Here is a 21,470-nt window from a genome sequence, read left to right as displayed (position 1 = left end):
TCTTGTGCTTCTTCATATCTCTCTACCTCTGCGCCCTCAGCGTCTCTGCGGTTCTTTTCTCTTATCCTTCTTTCGACAAAAGCTTCCCAATCGTGCGATTTTTCGGCGTAAACGTCTCTTTTGCTACCCGCATAATATCAGCCGTCGTCACCGCCGAAATATCATCCAACTGCTTAAACAAATTCCGCCAAGAGCCAGTTTTCACCTCATATTCCAACAATTGTTGAGCCATTCCCATATTTGAATTGAGGTTACGTAACAAACTCGCCCGTGCTTGAGTTTTCACCCGTTCCAAATCAACCGTAGCTACAGGCTCAGTTTTTAATTTGTCAATTTCTTGGCGCAAAGCCACCGCCAACTCATCAACCGTATGACCAGGAGCCGTGAGAGCATAGAATAACATCAGGTTTGGGTACTTATCTCCAGGAAAACCGCTGAAACCTTGGGCATTTAGCGCCAAACGTTGCTTTTCTACCAAAGACTTATACAACCGCGATGTGCGCCCATTACTTAATAAACTGCCAATGATTTCATAAACTGCATTATTTGGATGAGTAATTGCCGGACGATGATAACCTTCTAAATACCAGGGCTGAGAAGGTAGCTGTAAAGTAACTTCTCGTGTTTGTTGTTGTGGTGGTTCCACCGGAATTTTTTCAACAGCTTTGGTTTTTGCTTCATAGCGGCCAAAATAAGTTTGCGCCAGTTTTTTCACCTCAGTCGGGTTAACATCTCCGACAATAGCAATGGTCAAATTACTTGGTACGTAGTGAGTATCAAAAAACTTTTGGACATCTTCTGGTGTCAGATTGCGGATATCTTCGTCATAACCAATCACCGGCCGTCTGTAGGGATGAACTTTGTAAGCAGTGTCAATAAATTTCTCCACCATCAATCCAATGGGTGAATTTTCCACCCGCATCCGTCGCTCCTCTAAAATTACATCTCTTTCTTTATAAAACTCACGACGAATTACAGGATCGAGAAATCGTTCTGACTCTAGCGACATCCAAAGTTCCAGCTTATTAGCAGGAAAACTGTACAAATAACGTGTGGCTTCGGTTGAAGTATTGGCATTTAAACCCACACCTCCTGCTTGTTCGACAATCTGCCCCAATTCGTTTTGCTTGACTAGCTTGGCTGCTTGCGCTTCCACTTGCTTGAACTCAGCCTCTAACCGAGCAACCTCATCTTTTTTGCCCTCGGCTTTCGCTGCTTGAATTTGGGCATCCAACCGTTCTAAGGTTTCTAATAAAGGTTTTTCTGCCTTGTAGTCTTCTGTACCAATGCGCGTTGTACCTTTAAACGCCAAATGTTCCAGAAAGTGAGCTACACCAGTTTTGCCATCTGGCTCATCGACTCCACCGACATCTGCATAAGTAAGAAAAGAAACTACTGGTGCTTCATGCCGTTCTAAAACAATAAATTTTAGACCATTGTCGAGGCGAAATTCCGTTAACTGCTTGATCACTCGATCCAGATAAGGTTGAATCGAACTTTGAACTGGTGGAGTTTGAGTTTTCTTAGGTTGCAGAACTCTTTGAGGAAGAGGTGCTGTCTGAGTTTGAGCCAAAGCAATTTCTGGCAGCAATCCGCACCAAAGGATAATCAAAGCCAACAAAGCGACAAATAAGCGCCGCAACATCATAGATACTTTATCAACGAAGGCAGAAGGCAGAGAGCAGGGAGCAGTGTTTTTCCTGCCTTCTGTCTCACTTAGGCTCCCAACTCTTGGAGAGGCTGCGCTCAGTGACCCTCTGCTTCCTTTAACTGACCAATCCCAAATTGACCGACTCATCTGGTTCATAAGCAAAAATTAAGATAAAGTTACATTACCTAAAAAACAAGATACTTAGTACCAGGACGTTAATGTTGTATTAAGCTTTTTAAGCTTTTTTACTTGACGTTAGACAATAATGCTACAAATCCTGTTCCGGAAATCTCACCATAACTGTTATGCGAGTTTTTAATTCTTCCCCACCCTCAGAGGCTCAGACACGTACCCGGATTTTACAGGCAGCACAACGGTTGTTTGCCTCTCAAGGATTTGACGGCACTACCACCCGCGATTTAGCACAGGCAGCAGGTGTAGCTGAAGGCACTCTATTTCGTCATTTTCCCAATAAAAAGGCAATTTTGGTAGAAGTAGCTACGAGTGGATGGGTGGAGATTCTCACAGATTTGCTGACAGAATTAAGTGAAATGGGCAGCTATAAAGCCGTAGCTCAGGTAATGCGTCGCCGGATGTGGAACTTTCAAAAAAATGCCGATTTAATGCGCGTTTGTTTTATGGAGGTGCAGTTTCACCCCGATTTGCGCGATCGCATCCAATTAGAAGTCATCACCAAAATGACCGATGTGGGCGAAGCATTCTTTCAAACAGCTATGGATAAAGGCATTTATCGCAAAATGGATGCCAAGCTGGTTGCCAAAGTCTTCTTAGGAATGTTTGCGATCGCAGGTTTTTCTAACAATACCCTTATGGAACCTGATGCTTCTCCCCAACAAATGCAGGAAATGGCAGAAGGACTTGCTGATATCTTCCTTAATGGTGTTCTAGCCAAGGAGTGAGGAGTTAAAAGTTAGGAGTTAGGAGTTATGAATTAGGAATTATCTTAACTCCTAACTCCTAATTCCTAACTTTTAACTAATAATTGCTTTCGCTTGCTGACTCCACTGTTGTACTAGCTCAATTGGTGGACATAAATCTCGTCGCTGCATTGTTGCTACCTGCAAGCGCATAATTTGTTGGTGCAATCTGTGAGTGGGAGTCTGAGCCAACTGTGCTACAGAACCAATACCTGCATGGAGCAATAAACCACAATATTGTATGCCTACACTAGGAATACGCGCCAAATCAGCTAAAGCCATCCATTTATTTACATATTGAAGATGAATATGTAGTTTATTTGCTAACGCTAGTCTTGTCTCTAGAGTTTTCCCTTGTTTGACTAGCGCTACTGTGCTAGTAATCCCACAATATTGCAGTTGAGATTGTTCCTCGTGGTTCAGTCCAGGTAATTGCTCAATTGGCCAATCACGAGAGGTAATAGGACTTCGGTTATTTGTCTTTTTAGTAGACATTTTTGAAATTAAATATAGGTTTCTTTAAATATTGTGACAGTTGCTTCGCATAACAGTTATCGCTTGTTCAGTGATAGTGATAAAGACGCGATCGCCTTGTCGGTAAAAAAATATTTCAAATTTAGCTCGTTTATAGTGGATTGCATGAAGCTCATGACCTTATGCGGTAATTAATTCACCTCGCATAACAGTTACCGCTTGTCCGCGAAGAAAGACGCGATCGCCTCCGTCATAATACACCTTTACCACCCCACCACGACTGGATGCCTGATAAGCCAATAATTCATTTTTGTGCAAGCGATCACGCCAGAACGAAGCGAGACAGCAATGGGCCGCACCAGTTACGGGGTCTTCATCAACCCCTAAACCCGGTGCAAAGAAGCGAGAGACGAAATCATATTCAGAATCAGGGTGGGTGAGGCTGGTGACAATGATTTGAGAAATAGGTAACGTTTTCAACATTTGAAAATTTGGCTGTATTTGTCGTACCAAATCTTCAGATGCCAATTCTACTAAATAGCCCAAGGAATTCAAGAAAACAGATTTGTATGGGACACCCAAAGCAGCCTTGAGTTCTTGCGGGGCGACTGTTGCTTGTGAATGATTCACAGGAAAATCTAACTCAATCCACTCACCTTGCAACTTAGCAGTCAGCACTCCGCTTTTAGTATAGAAACGCGCAACTTCATTCTGTGACAAATGCCCCGCTGACCAAAGTACATGGGCACTAGCTAAAGTTGCATGACCACAAAGCGGTACTTCTACTGCGGGCGTAAACCAACGCAGATTGAAGCCATCATCCTGTCTAACTAAAAAAGCCGTCTCAGATAAATTCATCTCCTGCGCCACATTCTGCATCCAGCAATCGTCTTGGGGAGTAGGCAAAACACAGACAGCAGCAGGGTTGCCTGCAAAAGGTGTATTGGTAAAAGCATCAACCTGGGTAATGATTTGTCCCATCAGAGTCACCTGAAAAATTAGACAGCATTATATTTATCAAGAGTGCATGAGATATTTATGCCACTAGTACCGCAAGGCGGAAGTCAAAAGTCAAAAGTATTATGGAGTAAGGTGTTTAGGACTTTTTAATGGTCTGCTTATTTCCGCCGTCCTGTACTAGTTACGATGATTTGCGTCCATAGCGGTTCTCAATAGCGTGGAATACATACTCTAATCTTAAAGTGCATATTACATCCAAACGAGAACCGCTATATACAGTACCTGATAAATTAAAAATACAATCTCTAAAAACTAGGGTCAATGTCAAAGCAAAATGGAAACATGACGATAAAAATCTTTAGAAGCATCTTTGCTGCTGTCAACTTAGCGTTAATTTTTGGAGGATTAGTTAGTTGTGGTCTTAATGTACCGCAGCCACTTGCTCCAACTGAGCAACAAAAACCAGTCCCGCAACCTAACCAGAACGACGAAGATGATGACGACAATGATGGCGATCGCAAGAATAATGATCGCAAGAATGATGAAGACGATGACGATAACGACTAAATAAAGGCAAAGCTATAACCTTTATCTTTCTCTTTGAGTTTCCATTTATGCTGATCCAACAAAGTTCTACTTCCCTAATCGAGACTTTACGCTTCCGCCGACAAAAACTAGCCAACCTCATTAATTTTCCAGCAATTCTGTGGTCAGGTAGCAACAGTCCGCGTAACTTTCTAGCAAATACCTTTCCGTTTCGCGCAAGCAGTCATTTCCTCTATTTTGCCGGACTGCCATTATCAAAGGCGGCAATTCGTCTAGAAGCGGGCAAGCTAGAACTATTCATGGACGATCCATCACCCAGCAGCGCCCTTTGGCATGGAGAAATGCCAACGCGCGAGGAAATAGCCCAGAATATAGGGGCGGATGTGGCAGGGCCAATGGCAGAATTAGAGTCTTGGCTAGAAGATGCCGCCACACTTGCCGTACAAGATGCAGCTACTTGGACGCAACAATCGCAGCTATTAAATAGATGGGTTTTACCACAAAGTCCTCCCCAAGGAATTGACTTGGAGTTAGCTAAGGCGATCATTTCTCTCCGCCTCACTCATGATCAAGCTGCATTAACCGAGTTGCGAAAAGCTGCGGCTGTCACTGTTGAGGCGCACAAAGCTGGTATGGCAGCAACACCTAAAGCCAAGCTAGAAGCAGAAGTTCGGGCAGCGATGGAAGGGGTAATTATTGCCCACAATATGACAACTTCCTACACTAGTATTGTCACCGTTCACGGTGAAGTTTTGCATAACGAACACTATCACCACGCTCTACAACCAGATGACTTATTACTTGCCGATGTTGGCGCTGAAACTGAGATGGGTTGGGCTGCTGATGTCACTCGTACATGGCCAGTTTCTGGTAAGTTTTCATCCACCCAAAGAGATATTTATAATGTTGTGCTGGCAGCCCATGATGCTTGCATTGCCAGAATACACCCTGGTGTAGAGTATGGGGATATTCATTTGCTAGCTGCCACGATCATAGCTGAAGGTTTAGTAGATTTAGGCATTTTACAAGGAAATCCCCAAGATTTAGTAGAGATGGATGCCCATGCGCTGTTTTTCCCTCATGGTATTGGTCATCTACTAGGTTTAGATGTGCATGATATGGAAGATTTGGGTGATTTAGCAGGGTATGAAGAGGGACGTGAAAGGAGCGATCGCTTTGGCTTAAGCTACCTCCGTTTAAATCGTCCTTTGCGTCCAGGAATGTTAGTCACAATTGAACCTGGCTTTTATCAAGTACCAGCAATTTTAAATGATGCCAATGTTCGCTCAAAATATCAAAATGTAGTGAATTGGCAGCGTTTATCTGAATTTGCCGATGTGCGCGGAATCCGCATCGAAGATGATGTTTTAGTTACCGCAGAAGGTAGCGAAGTTTTAACCGCCGCATTACCGAATGATGCCGATACTATAGAAAATTTAGTAGGTTCCTAATCTGTGGATCATGCCTTGCTAATTGATAGCGTAAAAGCATAGGATGTTAACTTATGATCAAAAAAACCATAGGATTACTACTCAACGGAGTTATTGTCACCTTCGGATTATTACCATTATTAGTTCAAGCACAGCAGCCAGTTTCTGATACCCAAGTTGCGGCGATGGTAGAGGCATTGCGACAGGCTGCACCGCAGACAAAAAATCCCAATGATGGATATTACAGCGAATGGCAAGTGAAACCAGAAACCCTCAAAGGCTGGTCAAGAACTTGTCTCAAACGAGAACTAACACCGATGCAGTTTGAAAACAGTCCTGCGATCGCCCGCCAAGTTGTATCCTGTATTACACGCCGTGAGTTAACCAATCAGTTCCGTACCACCAATAATAATGAAATTGCATCTGTGCGTGGCGCAGCTTGTTGGTGGATGACTGGTAGCTATATAGGCTGTGACAAAGGTTTCACAGCTGACTATGTGCAAAAAGTTGTTCGCTTTTACCAACAACAGCTCTCAAAACCAACAGCACCTCAATCATAAAAGGGTACTCTTACAACAGTTTTGAGATTAATAGACCACGTGCACAGGAAAGGCTTTAAATTTACCCCTGCCCTAGTAGGGAAGGGGTAGCTCATATCTTGCACCTGGAAACTTGGATGTCAATTCCATGACTTAGCGCCAAGTCTTTCAGGCGTTCAATATCTTGTAAAAGCAGTAATAGCATTAATTGCGGAAATATAGTTTGGAATGCAATTTCTACTGCGGCTCGTTCCCAATTGGGAAAGAACGTGTAATTAGATAGCGCGACGGCGGCGAACCATTACCATTCCACTTGCTACTAAACCAAGACCCAACAAAGAAGCAGGTTCAGGTACGGAAGTAGGAGGGGGATTTGTCCCTGTTTTAGGGACAAACAACGAGGCATGAGATAACTCTTTTCCTGCCTTTCCATTGCCCTCTAAAGCAACACCGATGGTATTGAATACTCCCGTTAAACCTTTAGAGAAATCATAATCTTTGAATAGGTAAGCAGTATAAGCATCACCTGCCTTGAGGCTAACTACGAACGTGTTACTGGCTAATGCTTCTCCCAAACGCCATGTGCCAGAACTCAATTTATTGTCTGCTGTAATTGCAAAGGGATTCTCATCAGATTTGCCAGCTAAACTCCATTTCACATTAGTACCAACAAAGCTGCTAAACAGACCATTATTTAAGTCAGGGAGCAAACTACCTTTGTCCCCTGTGTCATTACCAGCAATTGGGCCTTCACAAGCTGTAGCGAGAACTCCTCCAAGTGAAATATCACTAAGCTGACATATTGCTGAAGAAGTTTGATTGGCATTTGATGTAGCATATACTGGTGCAGCAATTGAAGCACAAGTAATTCCAGTAAATAATAAAACTGAAGCTGATATGAAAGAAAAACTTTTTTTCATTTTTGACTTTGCTTGAAACTTTGATTCAGATAAATTGCTATTGATGTAAGTAGTTACTGAGTATTTACTTTTGAATAATAGTTACTACTTTCATACTTTGAATCTTATGCGTATCTCTTTTTATTTGTCTAAGTTTTGGTATTATTTTTATCGTAGATTTAAACAATTGCCGTTTATTTAATCTCTTGATAAAGTCTGAGGAGTTCCTTTACGTCAATACCTCAACTCTTAATATTGTTAGAATTACGCATTTAGAGCGCTAGTAGTATTAAATACTGTTGTGCTGCCTTGGACACAAAATCGCAGTAAGCGATCGCGAGATTGAGCCAAGATACGTATCTCGGCTCAATACCTACAATTTTCCCGTTGCCATACAGTGAGCCATTGTATAAATATAGAAGAATTTGAGGCATGAATTACAGGTAATAACCCTTACGTGTAACTACCAACTATATATTGATTTTACGTTGGGCTAAATTGAGGCGAACGCAATACATAGGTTACAACCTATATCCATCAAGTAATATTACCGACGTTGCCAAATCAATTTCTTGCTAATTATCTAACAAGCGTGTAAGGCATTAATCATTTCATTACTTACAACAAAAGATACCAAGTAAAAGAGAAAATCTTTAATTTATCTACACTATGGTAGTAAGACTAAGAACATTTAACTTGATTAATCAAGTTAGTAACACTCTAATACTACTAAGAAGTCCGCTAGTTCTCGGCAAGTCAATCTTTTTTCATATTCAATAAAGGTAGGTATCTGGTTGCTACAGTCGCCGTGAAAACTACTAAGCTGGTAAATAGCACGTTTAAAATTTAGCGGAAATTCGGAATCGCATTCATCGGCGGTTCAAGATTCCCCATTGGCGAACTACCTGTAATTACATTATGTTTGATGCTCTATCTGACCGTTTAGAAGCCGCCTGGAAAAAACTGCGGGGACAGGACAAAATTTCTCAATCCAACATTCAAGATGCATTGCGCGAAGTGCGCCGCGCCTTGTTGGAGGCAGATGTCAATCTCCAGGTAGTCAAAGATTTTATTAGCGAAGTCGAAGCCAAAGCCCAGGGAGCCGAGGTGGTTACCGGCGTGCGACCTGACCAACAGTTCATCAAAATTGTTCACGATGAACTAGTCGAGGTGATGGGAGAAGAAAATGTTCCCATCGCAGAAGCCAAGGAACAGCCTACTATTGTGTTGATGGCTGGGTTGCAAGGTACTGGTAAAACCACAGCTACCGCTAAATTAGCCTTACATTTGAGAAAATTAGAGCGTAGCTGTTTGTTGGTGGCAACAGACGTATATCGCCCAGCAGCGATCGACCAGTTGCTGACGTTGGGTAAGCAAATTGACGTACCAGTATTTGAACTAGGAAGCGACGCAGATCCCGTAGAAATTGCTCGACAAGGTGTAGAACGCGCTAGAGCTGAAGGTGTAAACACAGTAATTATTGATACTGCTGGTCGCCTGCAAATTGACGAAGATATGATGGCGGAATTAGCCCGCATCAAAGCAACTGTCCAACCCCATGAAACTCTGTTGGTGGTGGACGCGATGACTGGTCAAGAGGCAGCTAATCTTACCCGCACCTTCCACGAGCAGATCGGAATTACTGGGGCGATTCTCACCAAGTTAGATGGTGATAGCCGTGGTGGTGCAGCGCTTTCAGTGCGAAAGATTTCGGGAGCGCCAATTAAGTTTGTGGGCGTGGGTGAGAAAGTCGAGGCACTGCAACCCTTTTATCCCGATCGCATGGCATCCCGGATTTTGGGAATGGGCGATGTGCTAACCCTGGTAGAAAAAGCCCAGGAAGAGTTTGACTTAGCAGATGCCGAGAAAATGCAGGAGAAAATTTTGTCAGCGAAGTTTGACTTCACTGACTTTCTCAAGCAGTTGCGGATGCTGAAGAACATGGGTTCTCTGGGAGGTTTCATTAAGATGATCCCAGGAATGAACAAGCTCTCAGATGATCAGTTAAAGCAGGGAGAAACCCAGCTTAAGCGCTGTGAAGCCATGATTAACTCCATGACTCGCCAAGAACGCCACGACCCCGATTTATTAGCCAGTTCTCCCAGTCGGCGGCGGCGGATTGCTGCTGGTTCCGGTTATAGAGAGTCAGATGTAACTAAATTGGTGGGTGATTTCCAAAAAATGCGATCGCTCATGCAGCAAATGGGTCAAGGTGGCTTCCCCGGAATGCCGGGAATGTTCGGTGGTGGCGGCGGTATGGGCAACGCCTTCGCAGGTGCAGGCAATCGTCCCGCAGCCCCCGGATGGCGTGGCTATGGTGGCGATGCAGGCACGAAAAAGAAAAAACCCAAAGATAAAAAGAAAAAAGGCTTCGGCAATCTTTAGTTATTGGGCACGGGGCATTGGTAATTTGCTAATGACTAATGACTAATAACTAATAGCACCAAATGCTAGACGAGTGCTAAAATTAGCATTTCGGCATACTTACCAATTAGGAGAATGATTCTTCAACCATGATCAAACTGCGCTTAAAGCGATTCGGTAAAAAGCGGGAAGCAAGTTACCGTATTATCGCCATTAACAACCTCGCTCGCCGTGATGGCCGTCCCCTAGAAGAATTGGGATTCTATAACCCCAGAACCGATGAAGTGCGATTAGACGTTCCCGCCATCGTCAAGCGACTACAACAAGGCGCTCAACCCACTGACACGGTACGTCGCATTTTAGTAAAAGCCAATGTTTTTGAACAGGTCAGTGCCACAGCTACAGCCGCATCATAATTCCGGAACAATATCCCCAACAGCTAGCCCCAACTATGTTGGGCTGGTTCAGTTTTTAGTGCAGCCGTTTTTGGAATCTCCAGAAACTTTAAGCGTCGATTGTGAAATTTCTCAGGCCCTCAACCGGGCTTGGATTCGCATCGCCTTTGAAAGCACAGATAAAGGAAAAGTGTTTGGTCGAGGGGGACGCAATATTCAGGCGATTCGTACAGTAATTGCCGCAGCAGCAGCTGCTGCTGGGCAATCAGTATATCTGGATATCTACGGCAGCACTACGCCGGGCCGCGAAGGTATGTCTTTTGATGAAGACACAGAAGAGCGATCGCCACCGCCGACTAGGAGAGAACCGCGTGGAAATGATGGGCCTAGACCCATTGTTAAACCCCGCCTCCGCTAGGTCAAAACTAGAGAGCAAGTCTGAGCGGTTGTGGTTACCTCCGCTCAGAATTTTTGTAGAGATGGAAAGTAGCAAAAAGATTTTTGGATCTTTTTTTGAACTCTTCACCTAAGAGGCAGGGGGCAGGGGGCAGGGAGAAAGATACTGGAATTACCCTGCCACAAAGGTTAGAGAGCAACTAAATTTATGCCTAAAAGTATAAAGTATTTATTTCAAGATGTGTAACACGAGAAATAATACGTCCTTACTTCAGACCCAATATATTCATATATGGGGATTCTCCCCTGCTCCCCGCCCCTGCCCCTTTTCCTCTTTTTGACCATTAGCGGCGCATCTGTATGCCCCTACAACCGATTAATTTGTTGCAAAGATTTTTCCAAAATGTAATGTTAAGTAAAAAAGCCTAATTTCGCCTTTAGCGACAAAACATTAACCTTTGTCTAAAACAGATCCTCACCAATTAAAAAATACTATGGCAGGTGCCTTAACAATTCAGCTGCCCAATATTCCCAGTGCGATCGCTCTTGCGGGAGATGGAGAAGAAAATCTCAAAATCCTATCTCGGCAAACAGGAGCCACTTTAGTGCTACGCGGACAGGAATTACTGATTTCTGGTACTGAAGGACAAATTGATCTGGCTTCTCGATTAGTGCGATCGCTTGAAGACCTCTGGATTAAAGGCAATACCATCACCAGTGCCGATATTTTAACAGCTCGTCAAGCTATAGATAGCGATCGGCAAGGGGAACTGCAAAATTTACAGCGAGATGTCCTTGCCAAAAGTCGCCGAGGTGAAGAAGTCCGTGCCAAAACCTTCCGTCAGCGTCAATATATCGAGGCACTGCGTAGACGTGACCTCACCTTTGGGATTGGACCTGCTGGTACTGGTAAGACTTATCTCGCCGTTGTTGTTGCTGTACAAGCACTCCTTGCCAACCAAGTGGAAAAGTTAATTTTAACTCGCCCTGCCGTCGAAGCCGGTGAAAAGCTTGGTTTTTTACCTGGAGACTTACAGCAAAAAGTTAACCCTTATCTTCGCCCACTTTACGATGCTATTTATGAATTCATTGATCCCGAAAAAATACCTAGCTTAATGGAACGCGGTGTGATTGAAGTGGCACCATTAGCCTATATGCGAGGACGCACCCTCAACAACGCCTTTGTAATTGTGGATGAAGCTCAAAATACTACACCCGCCCAGATGAAAATGGTTTTGACTCGTTTGGGCTTCCGTTCGCGGATGGTGATTACAGGCGACATGACACAAACTGATTTGCCACTTCACCAACAATCGGGTTTAGGAGTAGCTTTACAAATTTTAAAACACGTTGAAGGCATTGCCTTTTGCGAATTTTCCCAAAAAGATGTTGTGCGCCATCCTTTAGTTCAGCGTATTGTTGCTGCTTATGAACAATACGAAAAATAGGGATTGGGAATCAACAAATAACAAAGGATAACAATTTATGAGTACTACTTTGAAAGAATTTTTAGCCGCTTGTGAAACTCTTGGTACTTTGCGTCTAATTGTTACTAGCAGCGCTGCTGTATTAGAAGCACGGGGAAAAATTGAAAAGCTATTTTATGCAGAATTGCCTAAAGGTAAGTACGCGAATATGCATACCGAAGGCTTTGAGTTTCACTTGAATATGGACAAAATCACTCAAGTGAAATTTGAAACAGGTGAAGCGAAAAGGGGTAATTTTACAACCTATGCTATCCGGTTTTTAGATGATAAACAAGAGCCTGCTTTAAGCCTGTTTTTACAATGGGGTAAACCTGGCGAATATGAACCCGGGCAGGTGGAAGCTTGGCAGACTCTAAAAGAGAAGTATGGGGATATTTGGCAGCCTTTACCAGCAGAAATTTAAAGCTAACCTGATAGGGGTGCAGGAAATCGGATATCTGCACTGAATTGCTCCACATTAACGCTGCGATGAATCGGTAAAACATATTCTAAATTTTCGTGAGGGCGGGGAATAATATGATAAGAAATCACCTCGCCGCCGTTAACTCGCAGCACCGCCTTTAGTCCTGCTGTCACCGCCACATTTACCTCGCCTACAACCCCTCGAATTAACACGGTAATTCGTCCCAAATCTGTATTTTCATAACCAACAAGGGTTACACGGGCAGCTTTACACACAGCATCTCCCACTTCCACTGCTGTGGGAACGCCATAAACTTCAATCATGCCTAGTGCCAATGTCATGCTATAACCATAGTTTGGGATTGTAAAGTCAAATATTTTACTACAAAGTTTTAATTTTTACACAAACTTACTTAAGTTTTAATCGATAAATAATAAACGTTAAATACAAAACTGCTAATGCTTACAATAAAGGCGATTTGGGGTTTTTGCTTGCTGCTTTTATTCCTTTTTTGGGGTGGCGATGCTTTTGCAGGAGAGTTATCTGAACGGTTAGCAAATTTTCCTCAATGGGAAAAATTAACTTCAGTACAACCTGCTTCGGGTGATTTGGTTTACCCTGAATGGATGGCTGGTTCTTGGCAAGTTAGAAGTACTTTGGTAGATTTAGCTGCACCTTTAGCACCAGAAATCGTAACTCCAGGATTTGAAGGTAATCGCCGACAATTAAATCAGCCTGTGAGTTTTGTAGTAAGATTTGTCAAAGAACAGCCATCAATTACCGGGTTGAAAATATTACCTCATATAGATAATAGATCCCCAATTTTAGTAGCTGATAGAGCATTTAATAGCTTGAATTTGGCAAGAGCTTATTTAGGAGATGAAGCAGTTTTATTAGTCAAAGTAGATCCAGATTCACCTAATCGTCAGATTACCTTTTTGCGTAGCAGTCGCCAATTAGTTTCCATTGTAACTGCACGAGCTACAGAAACTACCCTTGATGGCAAGTTCATCACTACAGAAGTGTTTCAACAACTATTTAAAGGCGGTTCACGCCCTTATTTAAACTCTGTAGAATCTACCACCGCTTATCATAAACTTCCAACAGCTAATCCGGCAATTGAGGCTGATCAAGTTACTGCTGTCTATCTTTCACCCCAAGATCCTGATTACTTTAAAGCTGGTTCTCAACCAGTTGCTCTCTATCGCTATCGCCTAGAATTTATCCCCGCACAAATGCCCACTACTCCAAAGGAGTGATTTAGACTGATTAACCCTTGATTATTTTGTAGTATATCTGTAATATATAAATTTCAAGCTCAAGATCGCGCTCTTGGACGGTGTGCATCATGGCCAAATTTCAAGATATTGTCAATTACTTTCGCTCTTACTGGAAGCTGAGTGTTTTCAGTATTACAGCATCTAGCATTTACGAAGTTATTGATTTAGCTGTACCTTACGCGATCGGGCAGATTTTAAACGTTTTGTCTAATCAACCTTTGGATAGACCACTTCAAAATGCGATCGCAACTTTTTCAAACATCACCAATTACCCAGTCAATAAAACTCTATCTTTGGGTGTCTTACTGGGTTTAATTTTCGTTGTCACCGTAGTGAAAGCGCCAACACAACCGTGGTTAAGCACTTGGTTTCATTGGGATATACCTTTAAGGGTGCGTCGGGAGAAAGCTCAAACAGCTATAGAAAAAATTCTGACTCTACCACTGGAATTTTATGATGAAAATAACCCCGGGCGCATTGCTGGAAGAATAGCAAGAGGTATTTCTAACCATACTTTTAGTTACCCTGAAGTTGCCGGACAGTTGATTCCTAAACTAGCTCGTGTACTAGGAATTTTCTTGTTTATTTTGGTGATTGAATGGCGAATTGCAGTTCTATATCTAATTTCCTTTGTAGTTATCCTTAGCTTAACTTTGAAGGATTTACAACGGTTGATTGGGCACGAAACTATTCTGGATAAATACGGAGAGGACACTGAAAGCCGTACTTCTGAATTAATCACTAATATCAAAACGGTGAAAGCATTTGCTAGAGAAGCTAGGGAACTGAAACGGCAAAAGCAACGTTTGGATCGTGAACTGAGGGTAGTTGAGGATCGCATTCACAAAGGTTATACGATACTGGCTACTTGGCAAAGAACCGTAATTCAGTTTTGTGTGTTTACAATCCTGGGTTTGACTTTAGCAGCAACAGTAGATGGGAGAATTTCTCTCGGTCACTTTGTCATGACCTTAACTCTTTCTAGCATGGCTTATGCCGAGTTAGAACCTATTAGTAATTTGGCAGAAGTTTTTGCCCGTCGTTATTCTCCCATGCTGCGCTTTCACGAATTTCTGCAAGAGCCAACTGCATCTGATTCAGCTAGTCTTTTAGAAGAGAGCAACCAGACAGAATCACCTTATAAATTTACTGGAAAAGTTGAGTTATCGCACCTCAGTTTTGGATATGATGCCAAGCGTCAAGTTTTACAAGATATTAACTTGTTGATTGAGCCATACCAAACAGTGGCATTAGTGGGGCGTTCCGGTTCTGGTAAGTCTACTTTAGTGAAATTGCTGTTGCGATATTTTGAACCTCAAGAAGGTCAAATTCTAATTGATGGTCAAGATATTCGGACTTTGGATGTGGGTAAGTATAGACGAAGGCTAGCGATCGTTCATCAAGAAGTAGACGTTTTCAACGGTACCATATTGGATAATCTCACCTACGGTAGACCGAATGCTAGTTTGGAGCAGGTTCAGAAAGCCTGTAGAATTGCCAGAGTCGATGAAGTAGTGCAGCATTTACCCAAAGGTTATTACACCGTTGTGGGGGAACGAGGTGTCAGGTTATCTGGAGGACAAAGACAACGGTTAGGAATTGCTAGGGCGTTGCTAGTGGAACCAGACGTTCTAATTTTTGACGAAGCCACCTCTAGTTTAGATTATGAGTCTGAGCGTTCAATCCAGCTAGCAATGCGATCTATTCAGGGTACTTGCACCACTATTGTTATCGCCCACCGTCTAAGTACAGTGCGGGAAGCCGATAAAATTGTGGTTCTGGAGCAAGGAAGAATTGTAGAAGTGGGTAGCCACGATGAACTCTTGCGTCACGAAGGTATTTACCGCCGTTTGCACTCCCTACAAGAAACAGGAGAACTCCTGAGTTAGGGAACATACACATTTTGGATATTGGATTTTAAATTGACCCTTGATTTAATCGACCTTATTGACAAAGGTCGATTTTTTTAATTTTACCCAACAGTATTTTGTACAAGACTGTTTTGACTACTATGAAAGGAAAACTTTCACGATCTGCTGTAAGTTTAGCCCAGGCAACCTAATTGATTGAAATAGCAGTGATAGAAGTTCAGCGTTGTAGTCAAAAATTAACTAATTTGACAGTAGATATTCAAAAAGCTAATCAAACTTTAATTCAAGTTTTAGAGGTACATCAAAATAATTAGAACCCCCTTGATGAGATTATTCCTCAATTCAAGGAAGAAACTACTAGTTTTTCAAAAGTGATTAACAAGCTTGATAAATTAGAGCTAGGAATTGTAAATAAAGCTGATCAGTAAAAAACTAAGATTTACTCTTATCAGCTTCTTTCTGTGCCGCCTCACTGTATTTTTTATATAGTTGAGTACGAATCTTAGCTTCCTGATAACGGCTATGTTTTTGTGGCACCGTAGCCATTAAATCTGAAGCCCGTTGCCACTTAGCGGCGATCTCTAACCACTGAGTTGAGGTTGTGGCTGTTTTCCCAGATGCAGAAGCTTGGTTGGCAATTCGCACAGAGATTGCAAATGGGCCATCAGACGGCTCAGAAAGGTTATTGTTAAGAGTAGGAGATGGAGTTTGGGTTTGCTTACCGTTAGTATTTTCTGTAGTTAAAGATTTGGAGGTTTGTAGGTGTATTAAGTTTTTGAGGTTATTACCTAACTGGGCATAAACAACCCAACTAAGCAGTAACAGTAAGCATAAACCAGATGCGGCTAAGATTTTTGTTTTAGGTTGATTCTGGTGTTTTTCTTTGTTAATAAGTACTAAAGGGCGAGAGACTGGAGTTTTAGGGAAATTTGGTTTTCCTAGTTCAGCTTGAGCTTCTGTGAAATCTTTAATTAGTTGCTTGACAATATTGGGCTGAACTAATGCAATTTCTTGTGACCAAAGCACTTGGTTGTCGCGATCGCTATCTATTTCCTTTAACCAAAGCAATTGTTGTTCTCGAACAATTCGACTGTTGATATTGACTCGGCGAATGTAACGCGGAGCAATAGAATCAAGAATTTGCTGGATTTGTTCTACGAGGGAAGATTGTTCAAGTTGCTCTACCCTAGCCGCCTCGCATAGAAGTTGTAAGACACCATCAGAAAAAATGGCTCTAGTTCTGACACCAGACTTAGCTAGCTTTTCGTTCAATAGCTGAATAATCGCAGCAACGCTACCTTGGTGAGCTTGCCAAGCAATATCATTTATCCGGTCTACCATCTGAAATTTAGTGATAGCTCTTCCACCCTGGCTGATTAACGTATTCATTAATTTAGGGACTCTTTTCTACTGACCTTGATCTTGTTTTCGATTTTACGAGTAAAAAGATGAGTTGCCAAATAAAATCATAAATATAGAGCCTCCCTTTTCAGTTTGGCAAGGATGCTCGATTACGCTAAGTTAATTTGACACTCTCACGCCTTGAAAGCGTGGGATTATTGGGCTGAAACTGCGTTTTCAGGATAACACCCATGCTGGTGGACGAGCTACCTGTTTGACATATTACATTAGAGTTGTCTTTTTACGTAGGCGTAGCCCGCCATAGGCATCGCCTTTGCTTGTACGACTATGCGAAGCACCTGCCAAGAGCGATCGCAAATCTATGGCTAAATAATATCAGGGTCAACACCAAGCGCTTTTAAGTTTTATTTCAACTCACAGACTGACGCTGATATTTCTGGAACTGTTACCTCGTCAGATATTGTTCACAAACTAAACAAAATAGTTGTATCAGGACAATTTTCTCAGTAATTTTCGCTTTTTTTGCCTTTTTGCCAGAATTACAAGACTATTCAAGACAGCGATCGCTACATTAGAAGATATATAACTAAAAATCAACAATGATTTTTATTCGTTCGCAGTTCACACAAAACCATGAGTGCAAGTACCATTATTTCCAACAATCCCTTACTCCAAGGCACTGGTTTACCTCCCTTTGCAGAGATTAAACCAGAACGAGTAGTACCAGCCTTCAATGAGTTGCTGGCAGAACTTGACCAGCAGCTTACCACCTTAGAGACTAATGTAGAGCCTACTTGGAGTGGTTTAGTAGAACCCTTAGAAAAGCTGACAGAACGGCTTACATGGAGTTGGGGGGTGGTAAATCATTTAATGGGTGTTAAAAATGGCCCAGAACTGCGCGAAGCTCATGAAATCGTACAGCCGCTAGTAGTACAATTTATCAATAAGCTTGGTCAAAGCAAACCTATCTATAATGCTTTTAAGGCACTCCGCACTAGTGATAGTTGGGCAACTTTAGAATTAGCGCAACAACGCATTGTAGAAGCCGCTATTCGAGATGCAGAACTTTCTGGTGTTGGCTTAGAAGGAGAGGCAAGAGAGCGTTTCAACGCCATCCAAATGGAGTTAGCAGAACTTTCTACCAAATTCTCTAACCATGTACTTGATGCCACTAAAGCCTTCAGCTTAACCCTAACAACACAAGCTGAAATTGAGGGTTTACCACCAAGCTTAGTAAGTTTAGCGGCCCAAGCGGCTCGTGCGGCTGGCGAAAGCGATGCCACACCAGAAAATGGCCCGTGGCGGATTACTTTGGACTTCCCCAGCTATGGCCCTTTCATGCAGCACAGTACCCGTAGAGATTTGCGCGAAAAGCTCTATAAAGCTCATATCACCCGCGCTTCTGCTGGCGATTTGGATAACAACCCCTTAATTGAGCGCATTTTAAAATTACGCCAAGAACTCGCAGATATACTAGGCTTTAAAAGTTTTGCTCAATTGAGCCTGGCGAGTAAAATGGCTCCCAACGTTGAGGCAATCAACGCCCTATTAGAAGAGCTACGCCGCGCTAGTTATGATGCTGCTGTCAAAGATTTGGCAGAACTCAAAGGTTTTGCGGCAGCACAGGGAGCAGCAGAAGCAGAGGATTTAAAACACTGGGATATCAGCTTTTGGGCAGAACGCCAACGAGAAGCAAAATTTGCTTTTACCTCTGAAGAATTGCGTCCCTACTTCCCTCTTCCCCAAGTGTTAGACGGCTTATTTGGACTAGTCAAGCGGCTGTTTGGCGTTACTGTTACCTCTGCCGATGGTCAAGCGCCAGTATGGCATGAGGATGTCCGTTATTTCCAAATTGCTGACGAAACTGGTTCTCCCATAGCCTACTTTTACTTAGACCCTTACAGCCGTCCAGCCGAGAAACGTGGTGGTGCTTGGATGGATGTGTGCATCAATCGCGCCAAAATCACTGAAAATGGTGCCACTGCCATCCGCTTACCTGTAGCTTATTTGGTGTGTAATCAAAGTCCTCCTGTAGATGGTAAACCTAGTTTGATGACCTTCTATGAAGTAGAGACTTTGTTCCACGAGTTTGGTCATGGATTGCATCATCTGCTTACGAAAGTTGATTATCCTGGAGCCGCAGGCATCAATAATGTGGAGTGGGATGCAGTAGAATTACCTAGCCAGTTTATGGAAAACTGGTGCTATGAACGACCTACTTTCTTTGGAATGGCGAAGCATTATGAAACTGGTGAAGCCCTACCGGAGCATTATTATCAAAAGCTGCTAGCGGCGCGTAATTATATGAGTGGTACTGCCATGTTGCGGCAGATCCACCTGAGCAGTCTTGATTTAGAATTACACTACCGCTATCACCCTGGTAGTAATGAAACTCCGTCAGATGTGCGTCATCGTATAGCCAAGACTACTACTGTATTACCACCACTTCCAGAAGATGCCATTTTATGTGCTTTTGGACATATTTTTGAGGGTGGTTATGCAGCAGGTTACTACAGTTACAAGTGGGCAGAAGTACTGAGCGCTGACGCTTTTGCCGCTTTTGAAGAAGCTGGGTTAGAAAATGAAGAGGCTATAAAAGCTACAGGTCGACGTTATCGCGATACAGTACTGGCGCTCGGTGGTGGTCAGCATCCAATGGAGGTGTTTAAAACTTTCCGAGGTCGTGAACCAAGTACGATCGCTTTGCTCAGGCACAATGGTTTAGTCAGTGCTGCTGTAAACTAAACAACGTCCCTATTTGCATAAAATTTTCACAAACAATCCTTAGCGATCGCCTAACCCCCTTCCCGACACGGGAAGGGGGAAAATTCAAAGTCTCTCTCCTTAATGGAGGTAGTGCACGTCGCAAGAGACACAGATGTAGTTCTGTTTATCACGACGATGCCCGTTCTTACGGATAAAGTTGGATGCACAATGTGGACAGTTCATTTCTTAATTATGCAACGTCAAGCAAATACTTAAAGCTCTGATTCAATACCGAGCGATCGCTATTCATGTGATCTTAAAGTACACGCAGTAAGCTGGGAATACTTTCGATCGCTGATAAATTCTGAATTTCTGCCAAAGCTTGCCTAAAATTACCTTCTGGCACATCATGGGTAACAACCACAATCTCTGCGAGTTCCCCTTGAAAACCAGTTTGGACAACTGACTCTAAGCTAACGCCATAGTTACCAAAGCAAGTCCCCAATTTACCGATAACTCCAGGTTGGTCATTGGTGAGGAAACGGGCGTAAAACCGAGTTATCAATTCTGCCATTGGTGCAATTTGACAGTATTCTTGATGTCCACAAGTTAGTAAGGGATTTGCAACTGCTGTATTGGTTTTGAGGACAGCAACTAAATTCAAAATATCTGATGTGACAGCACTGGCGGTTGCGCCAGCACCAGCACCGGGGCCAAAAAACATTACCTGGCCAATTGGTTCTCCTTCGACAAGAATGGCGTTGTAAACACCGTTGATGCTAGCCAAAGGGTGGGCTTGGGGCACTAAGGTAGGATGAACTCTGACCGAGAGAGGAGATGAGGGAGTATCACGTTTAGCAATCGCTAACAATTTAATCACAAATCCCAATTTTTCAGCGTAGGCAATATCTGTTTTGCTGACTTGCCGAATGCCCTCAGTATATACATCTTGTAAGTTTATGCGTCCATCAAAGCCTAATGATGCCAGGATAGCAATTTTATCGGCTGCGTCTAAGCCATCAACATCGGCTGTAGGGTCAGCCTCAGCATAACCCAAGCGCTGGGCATCAGCTAGGACATCGCTGAAGTTGCTGCCTTCTGTTTGCATCCGCGTCAGGATGTAGTTTGTTGTACCGTTTACGATGCCTATTACAGTATGAATACGGTTAACACTTAAAGACTGCTTTAGGGGTTGAATCACCGGAATACCACCACCTACCGCAGCTTCTAGCATCACGTATACGCCTGCTTGATTGGCAGTTGTGAAAATTTCTGCTCCAAAGCGAGCGATCGCTGCTTTATTGGCGGTAACTACGTGCTTACCATTACTTAAGGCTTTGAGGATGAGCGATCGCGCCGGCTCCAGCCCACCTATCACTTCCACAACTATATCTACCGCCGGATCGTTGACAATAGCTTCTAAATCTGTTGTTAAAACTTCCGTAGATAATTCTATTGCACGGGGTTTATCGAGCGATCGCACTCCCACTCGATAGATTTCTATCTCTTGCAACAATGGGTGACGCCCAGCGCTATCTTGCAACAACTGCACTGTTCCCGTTCCCACGGTGCCTAATCCCAGTATTCCTAGTCTCACACCCATTTTGCACCCAATTTCACCAATAACAATTGTAGGTAGAGCGTTTGCCCTACCTACTGATTATCCCGCTTCCTTTGTCATTTGTCCTGCCCTTCGGGTAGATGCCCGGAGGGCATCTACGCCCTTCGTCCTTTGTCTAAAACTAATACTTCGACTTCGCTCAGTACAA

20 protein-coding genes and 1 pseudogene are annotated in these 21,470 nt (G+C 43.1%); 12 read left to right on the top strand and 9 right to left on the bottom strand.

Annotated features, from left to right (window positions below; translation table 11 throughout):
• Positions 1 to 61: 61 nt before the first annotated feature.
• On the bottom strand, positions 62 to 1,648 hold the full coding sequence (locus H6G96_RS02960; protein ID WP_190910073.1) for a pitrilysin family protein: 1,587 nt from the start codon (positions 1,646 to 1,648) through the stop codon (positions 62 to 64).
• Between the two features lie 308 nt (positions 1,649 to 1,956).
• Between H6G96_RS02960 and H6G96_RS02955 the strand changes: the two genes are divergently transcribed.
• Entirely contained in the window at positions 1,957 to 2,571 is a 615-nt protein-coding gene (locus H6G96_RS02955) for a TetR/AcrR family transcriptional regulator (protein WP_190910072.1), read from the top strand.
• A gap of 72 nt (positions 2,572 to 2,643) precedes the next feature.
• Here H6G96_RS02955 and H6G96_RS02950 read toward each other — a convergent pair whose 3' ends face one another.
• Positions 2,644 to 3,084 (bottom strand): DUF4332 domain-containing protein, encoded by a 441-nt coding sequence (locus H6G96_RS02950; RefSeq protein ID WP_190910071.1) that lies wholly within the window; start codon positions 3,082 to 3,084, stop codon positions 2,644 to 2,646.
• Positions 3,085 to 3,243: 159 nt separating this feature from the next.
• Positions 3,244 to 4,044 (bottom strand): PhzF family phenazine biosynthesis protein, encoded by an 801-nt coding sequence (locus H6G96_RS02945; protein ID WP_190910070.1) that lies wholly within the window; start codon positions 4,042 to 4,044, stop codon positions 3,244 to 3,246.
• Between the two features lie 300 nt (positions 4,045 to 4,344).
• Here H6G96_RS02945 and H6G96_RS02940 point away from each other — a divergent pair, with 300 nt between their 5' ends.
• The 3 genes from H6G96_RS02940 to H6G96_RS02930 are packed head-to-tail and all read left to right on the top strand — an operon-like array spanning position 4,345 to position 6,559.
• Positions 4,345 to 4,590 (top strand): hypothetical protein, encoded by a 246-nt coding sequence (locus tag H6G96_RS02940; protein ID WP_190910069.1) that lies wholly within the window; start codon positions 4,345 to 4,347, stop codon positions 4,588 to 4,590.
• Between the two features lie 47 nt (positions 4,591 to 4,637).
• Positions 4,638 to 6,020, top strand: coding sequence for an aminopeptidase P family protein (locus H6G96_RS02935; protein WP_190910068.1), 1,383 nt, complete (start codon positions 4,638 to 4,640; stop codon positions 6,018 to 6,020).
• A 53-nt stretch (positions 6,021 to 6,073) separates the two neighbouring features.
• Positions 6,074 to 6,559 (top strand): hypothetical protein, encoded by a 486-nt coding sequence (locus H6G96_RS02930; protein WP_190910067.1) that lies wholly within the window; start codon positions 6,074 to 6,076, stop codon positions 6,557 to 6,559.
• Between the two features lie 254 nt (positions 6,560 to 6,813).
• Here H6G96_RS02930 and H6G96_RS02925 read toward each other — a convergent pair whose 3' ends face one another.
• Entirely contained in the window at positions 6,814 to 7,458 is a 645-nt protein-coding gene (locus H6G96_RS02925; RefSeq protein WP_190910066.1) for a PEP-CTERM sorting domain-containing protein, read from the bottom strand.
• A gap of 251 nt (positions 7,459 to 7,709) precedes the next feature.
• Positions 7,710 to 7,871, bottom strand: coding sequence for a hypothetical protein (locus H6G96_RS02920; protein WP_190910065.1), 162 nt, complete (start codon positions 7,869 to 7,871; stop codon positions 7,710 to 7,712).
• Between the two features lie 484 nt (positions 7,872 to 8,355).
• Between H6G96_RS02920 and ffh the strand changes: the two genes are divergently transcribed.
• The 5 genes from ffh to H6G96_RS02895 all read left to right on the top strand — a co-directional run bounded on the left by ffh (position 8,356) and on the right by H6G96_RS02895 (position 12,482).
• Positions 8,356 to 9,822 (top strand): signal recognition particle protein, encoded by a 1,467-nt coding sequence (gene ffh, locus H6G96_RS02915; RefSeq protein ID WP_190910064.1) that lies wholly within the window; start codon positions 8,356 to 8,358, stop codon positions 9,820 to 9,822.
• A 128-nt stretch (positions 9,823 to 9,950) separates the two neighbouring features.
• Positions 9,951 to 10,217 (top strand): 30S ribosomal protein S16, encoded by a 267-nt coding sequence (rpsP, locus tag H6G96_RS02910; RefSeq protein ID WP_190910063.1) that lies wholly within the window; start codon positions 9,951 to 9,953, stop codon positions 10,215 to 10,217.
• A complete protein-coding gene (locus H6G96_RS02905; RefSeq protein WP_190910062.1) occupies positions 10,174 to 10,614 on the top strand; it encodes a KH domain-containing protein in 441 nt (146 codons plus the stop codon). Before rpsP ends, H6G96_RS02905 begins: the two co-directional genes overlap by 44 nt.
• 472 nt (positions 10,615 to 11,086) lie before the next feature.
• Positions 11,087 to 12,040 (top strand): PhoH family protein, encoded by a 954-nt coding sequence (locus H6G96_RS02900; protein WP_190910061.1) that lies wholly within the window; start codon positions 11,087 to 11,089, stop codon positions 12,038 to 12,040.
• A 37-nt stretch (positions 12,041 to 12,077) separates the two neighbouring features.
• Positions 12,078 to 12,482: a ChuX/HutX family heme-like substrate-binding protein gene (locus H6G96_RS02895; RefSeq protein ID WP_190910060.1), complete on the top strand. Its 405-nt coding sequence runs from the start codon at positions 12,078 to 12,080 to the stop codon at positions 12,480 to 12,482.
• A gap of 2 nt (positions 12,483 to 12,484) precedes the next feature.
• On the opposite strand, the gene H6G96_RS02890 is transcribed toward H6G96_RS02895, so the two are convergent.
• Complete coding sequence (locus tag H6G96_RS02890; RefSeq protein WP_190910059.1) at positions 12,485 to 12,823, bottom strand: carbon dioxide-concentrating mechanism protein CcmK; 339 nt, start codon at positions 12,821 to 12,823, stop codon at positions 12,485 to 12,487.
• Between the two features lie 117 nt (positions 12,824 to 12,940).
• Between H6G96_RS02890 and H6G96_RS02885 the strand changes: the two genes are divergently transcribed.
• Together H6G96_RS02885 and H6G96_RS02880 are read left to right on the top strand one after the other, a co-directional pair.
• Positions 12,941 to 13,741 carry a DUF6816 family protein gene (locus H6G96_RS02885; RefSeq protein WP_190910058.1) on the top strand — a complete coding sequence of 267 codons (801 nt, stop codon included), beginning with the start codon at positions 12,941 to 12,943 and terminating at the stop codon, positions 13,739 to 13,741.
• A gap of 89 nt (positions 13,742 to 13,830) precedes the next feature.
• Positions 13,831 to 15,651 (top strand): ABC transporter ATP-binding protein, encoded by a 1,821-nt coding sequence (locus tag H6G96_RS02880; RefSeq protein WP_190910057.1) that lies wholly within the window; start codon positions 13,831 to 13,833, stop codon positions 15,649 to 15,651.
• A 414-nt stretch (positions 15,652 to 16,065) separates the two neighbouring features.
• On the opposite strand, the gene H6G96_RS02875 is transcribed toward H6G96_RS02880, so the two are convergent.
• Positions 16,066 to 17,022 carry a hypothetical protein gene (locus H6G96_RS02875; RefSeq protein ID WP_242063154.1) on the bottom strand — a complete coding sequence of 319 codons (957 nt, stop codon included), beginning with the start codon at positions 17,020 to 17,022 and terminating at the stop codon, positions 16,066 to 16,068.
• 606 nt (positions 17,023 to 17,628) lie between these two features.
• Between H6G96_RS02875 and H6G96_RS02870 the strand changes: the two genes are divergently transcribed.
• Positions 17,629 to 19,740: a M3 family metallopeptidase gene (locus H6G96_RS02870; protein WP_190910056.1), complete on the top strand. Its 2,112-nt coding sequence runs from the start codon at positions 17,629 to 17,631 to the stop codon at positions 19,738 to 19,740.
• Between the two features lie 120 nt (positions 19,741 to 19,860).
• On the opposite strand, the pseudogene H6G96_RS02865 reads toward H6G96_RS02870, so the two are convergent.
• Together H6G96_RS02865 and H6G96_RS02860 are read right to left on the bottom strand one after the other, a co-directional pair.
• A pseudogene (locus H6G96_RS02865) lies at positions 19,861 to 19,944 on the bottom strand (IS1 family transposase); the annotation flags it as partial.
• A 73-nt stretch (positions 19,945 to 20,017) separates the two neighbouring features.
• Positions 20,018 to 21,304, bottom strand: coding sequence for a homoserine dehydrogenase (locus tag H6G96_RS02860; RefSeq protein WP_190910055.1), 1,287 nt, complete (start codon positions 21,302 to 21,304; stop codon positions 20,018 to 20,020).
• Positions 21,305 to 21,470 lie beyond the last annotated feature (166 nt).

It is taken from the genome of Nostoc sp. FACHB-892, from assembly GCF_014698795.1.
Classification (GTDB): Bacteria; Cyanobacteriota; Cyanobacteriia; order Cyanobacteriales; family Nostocaceae; genus Nostoc.
This window is presented reverse-complemented; position numbering and strand designations above follow the sequence as displayed.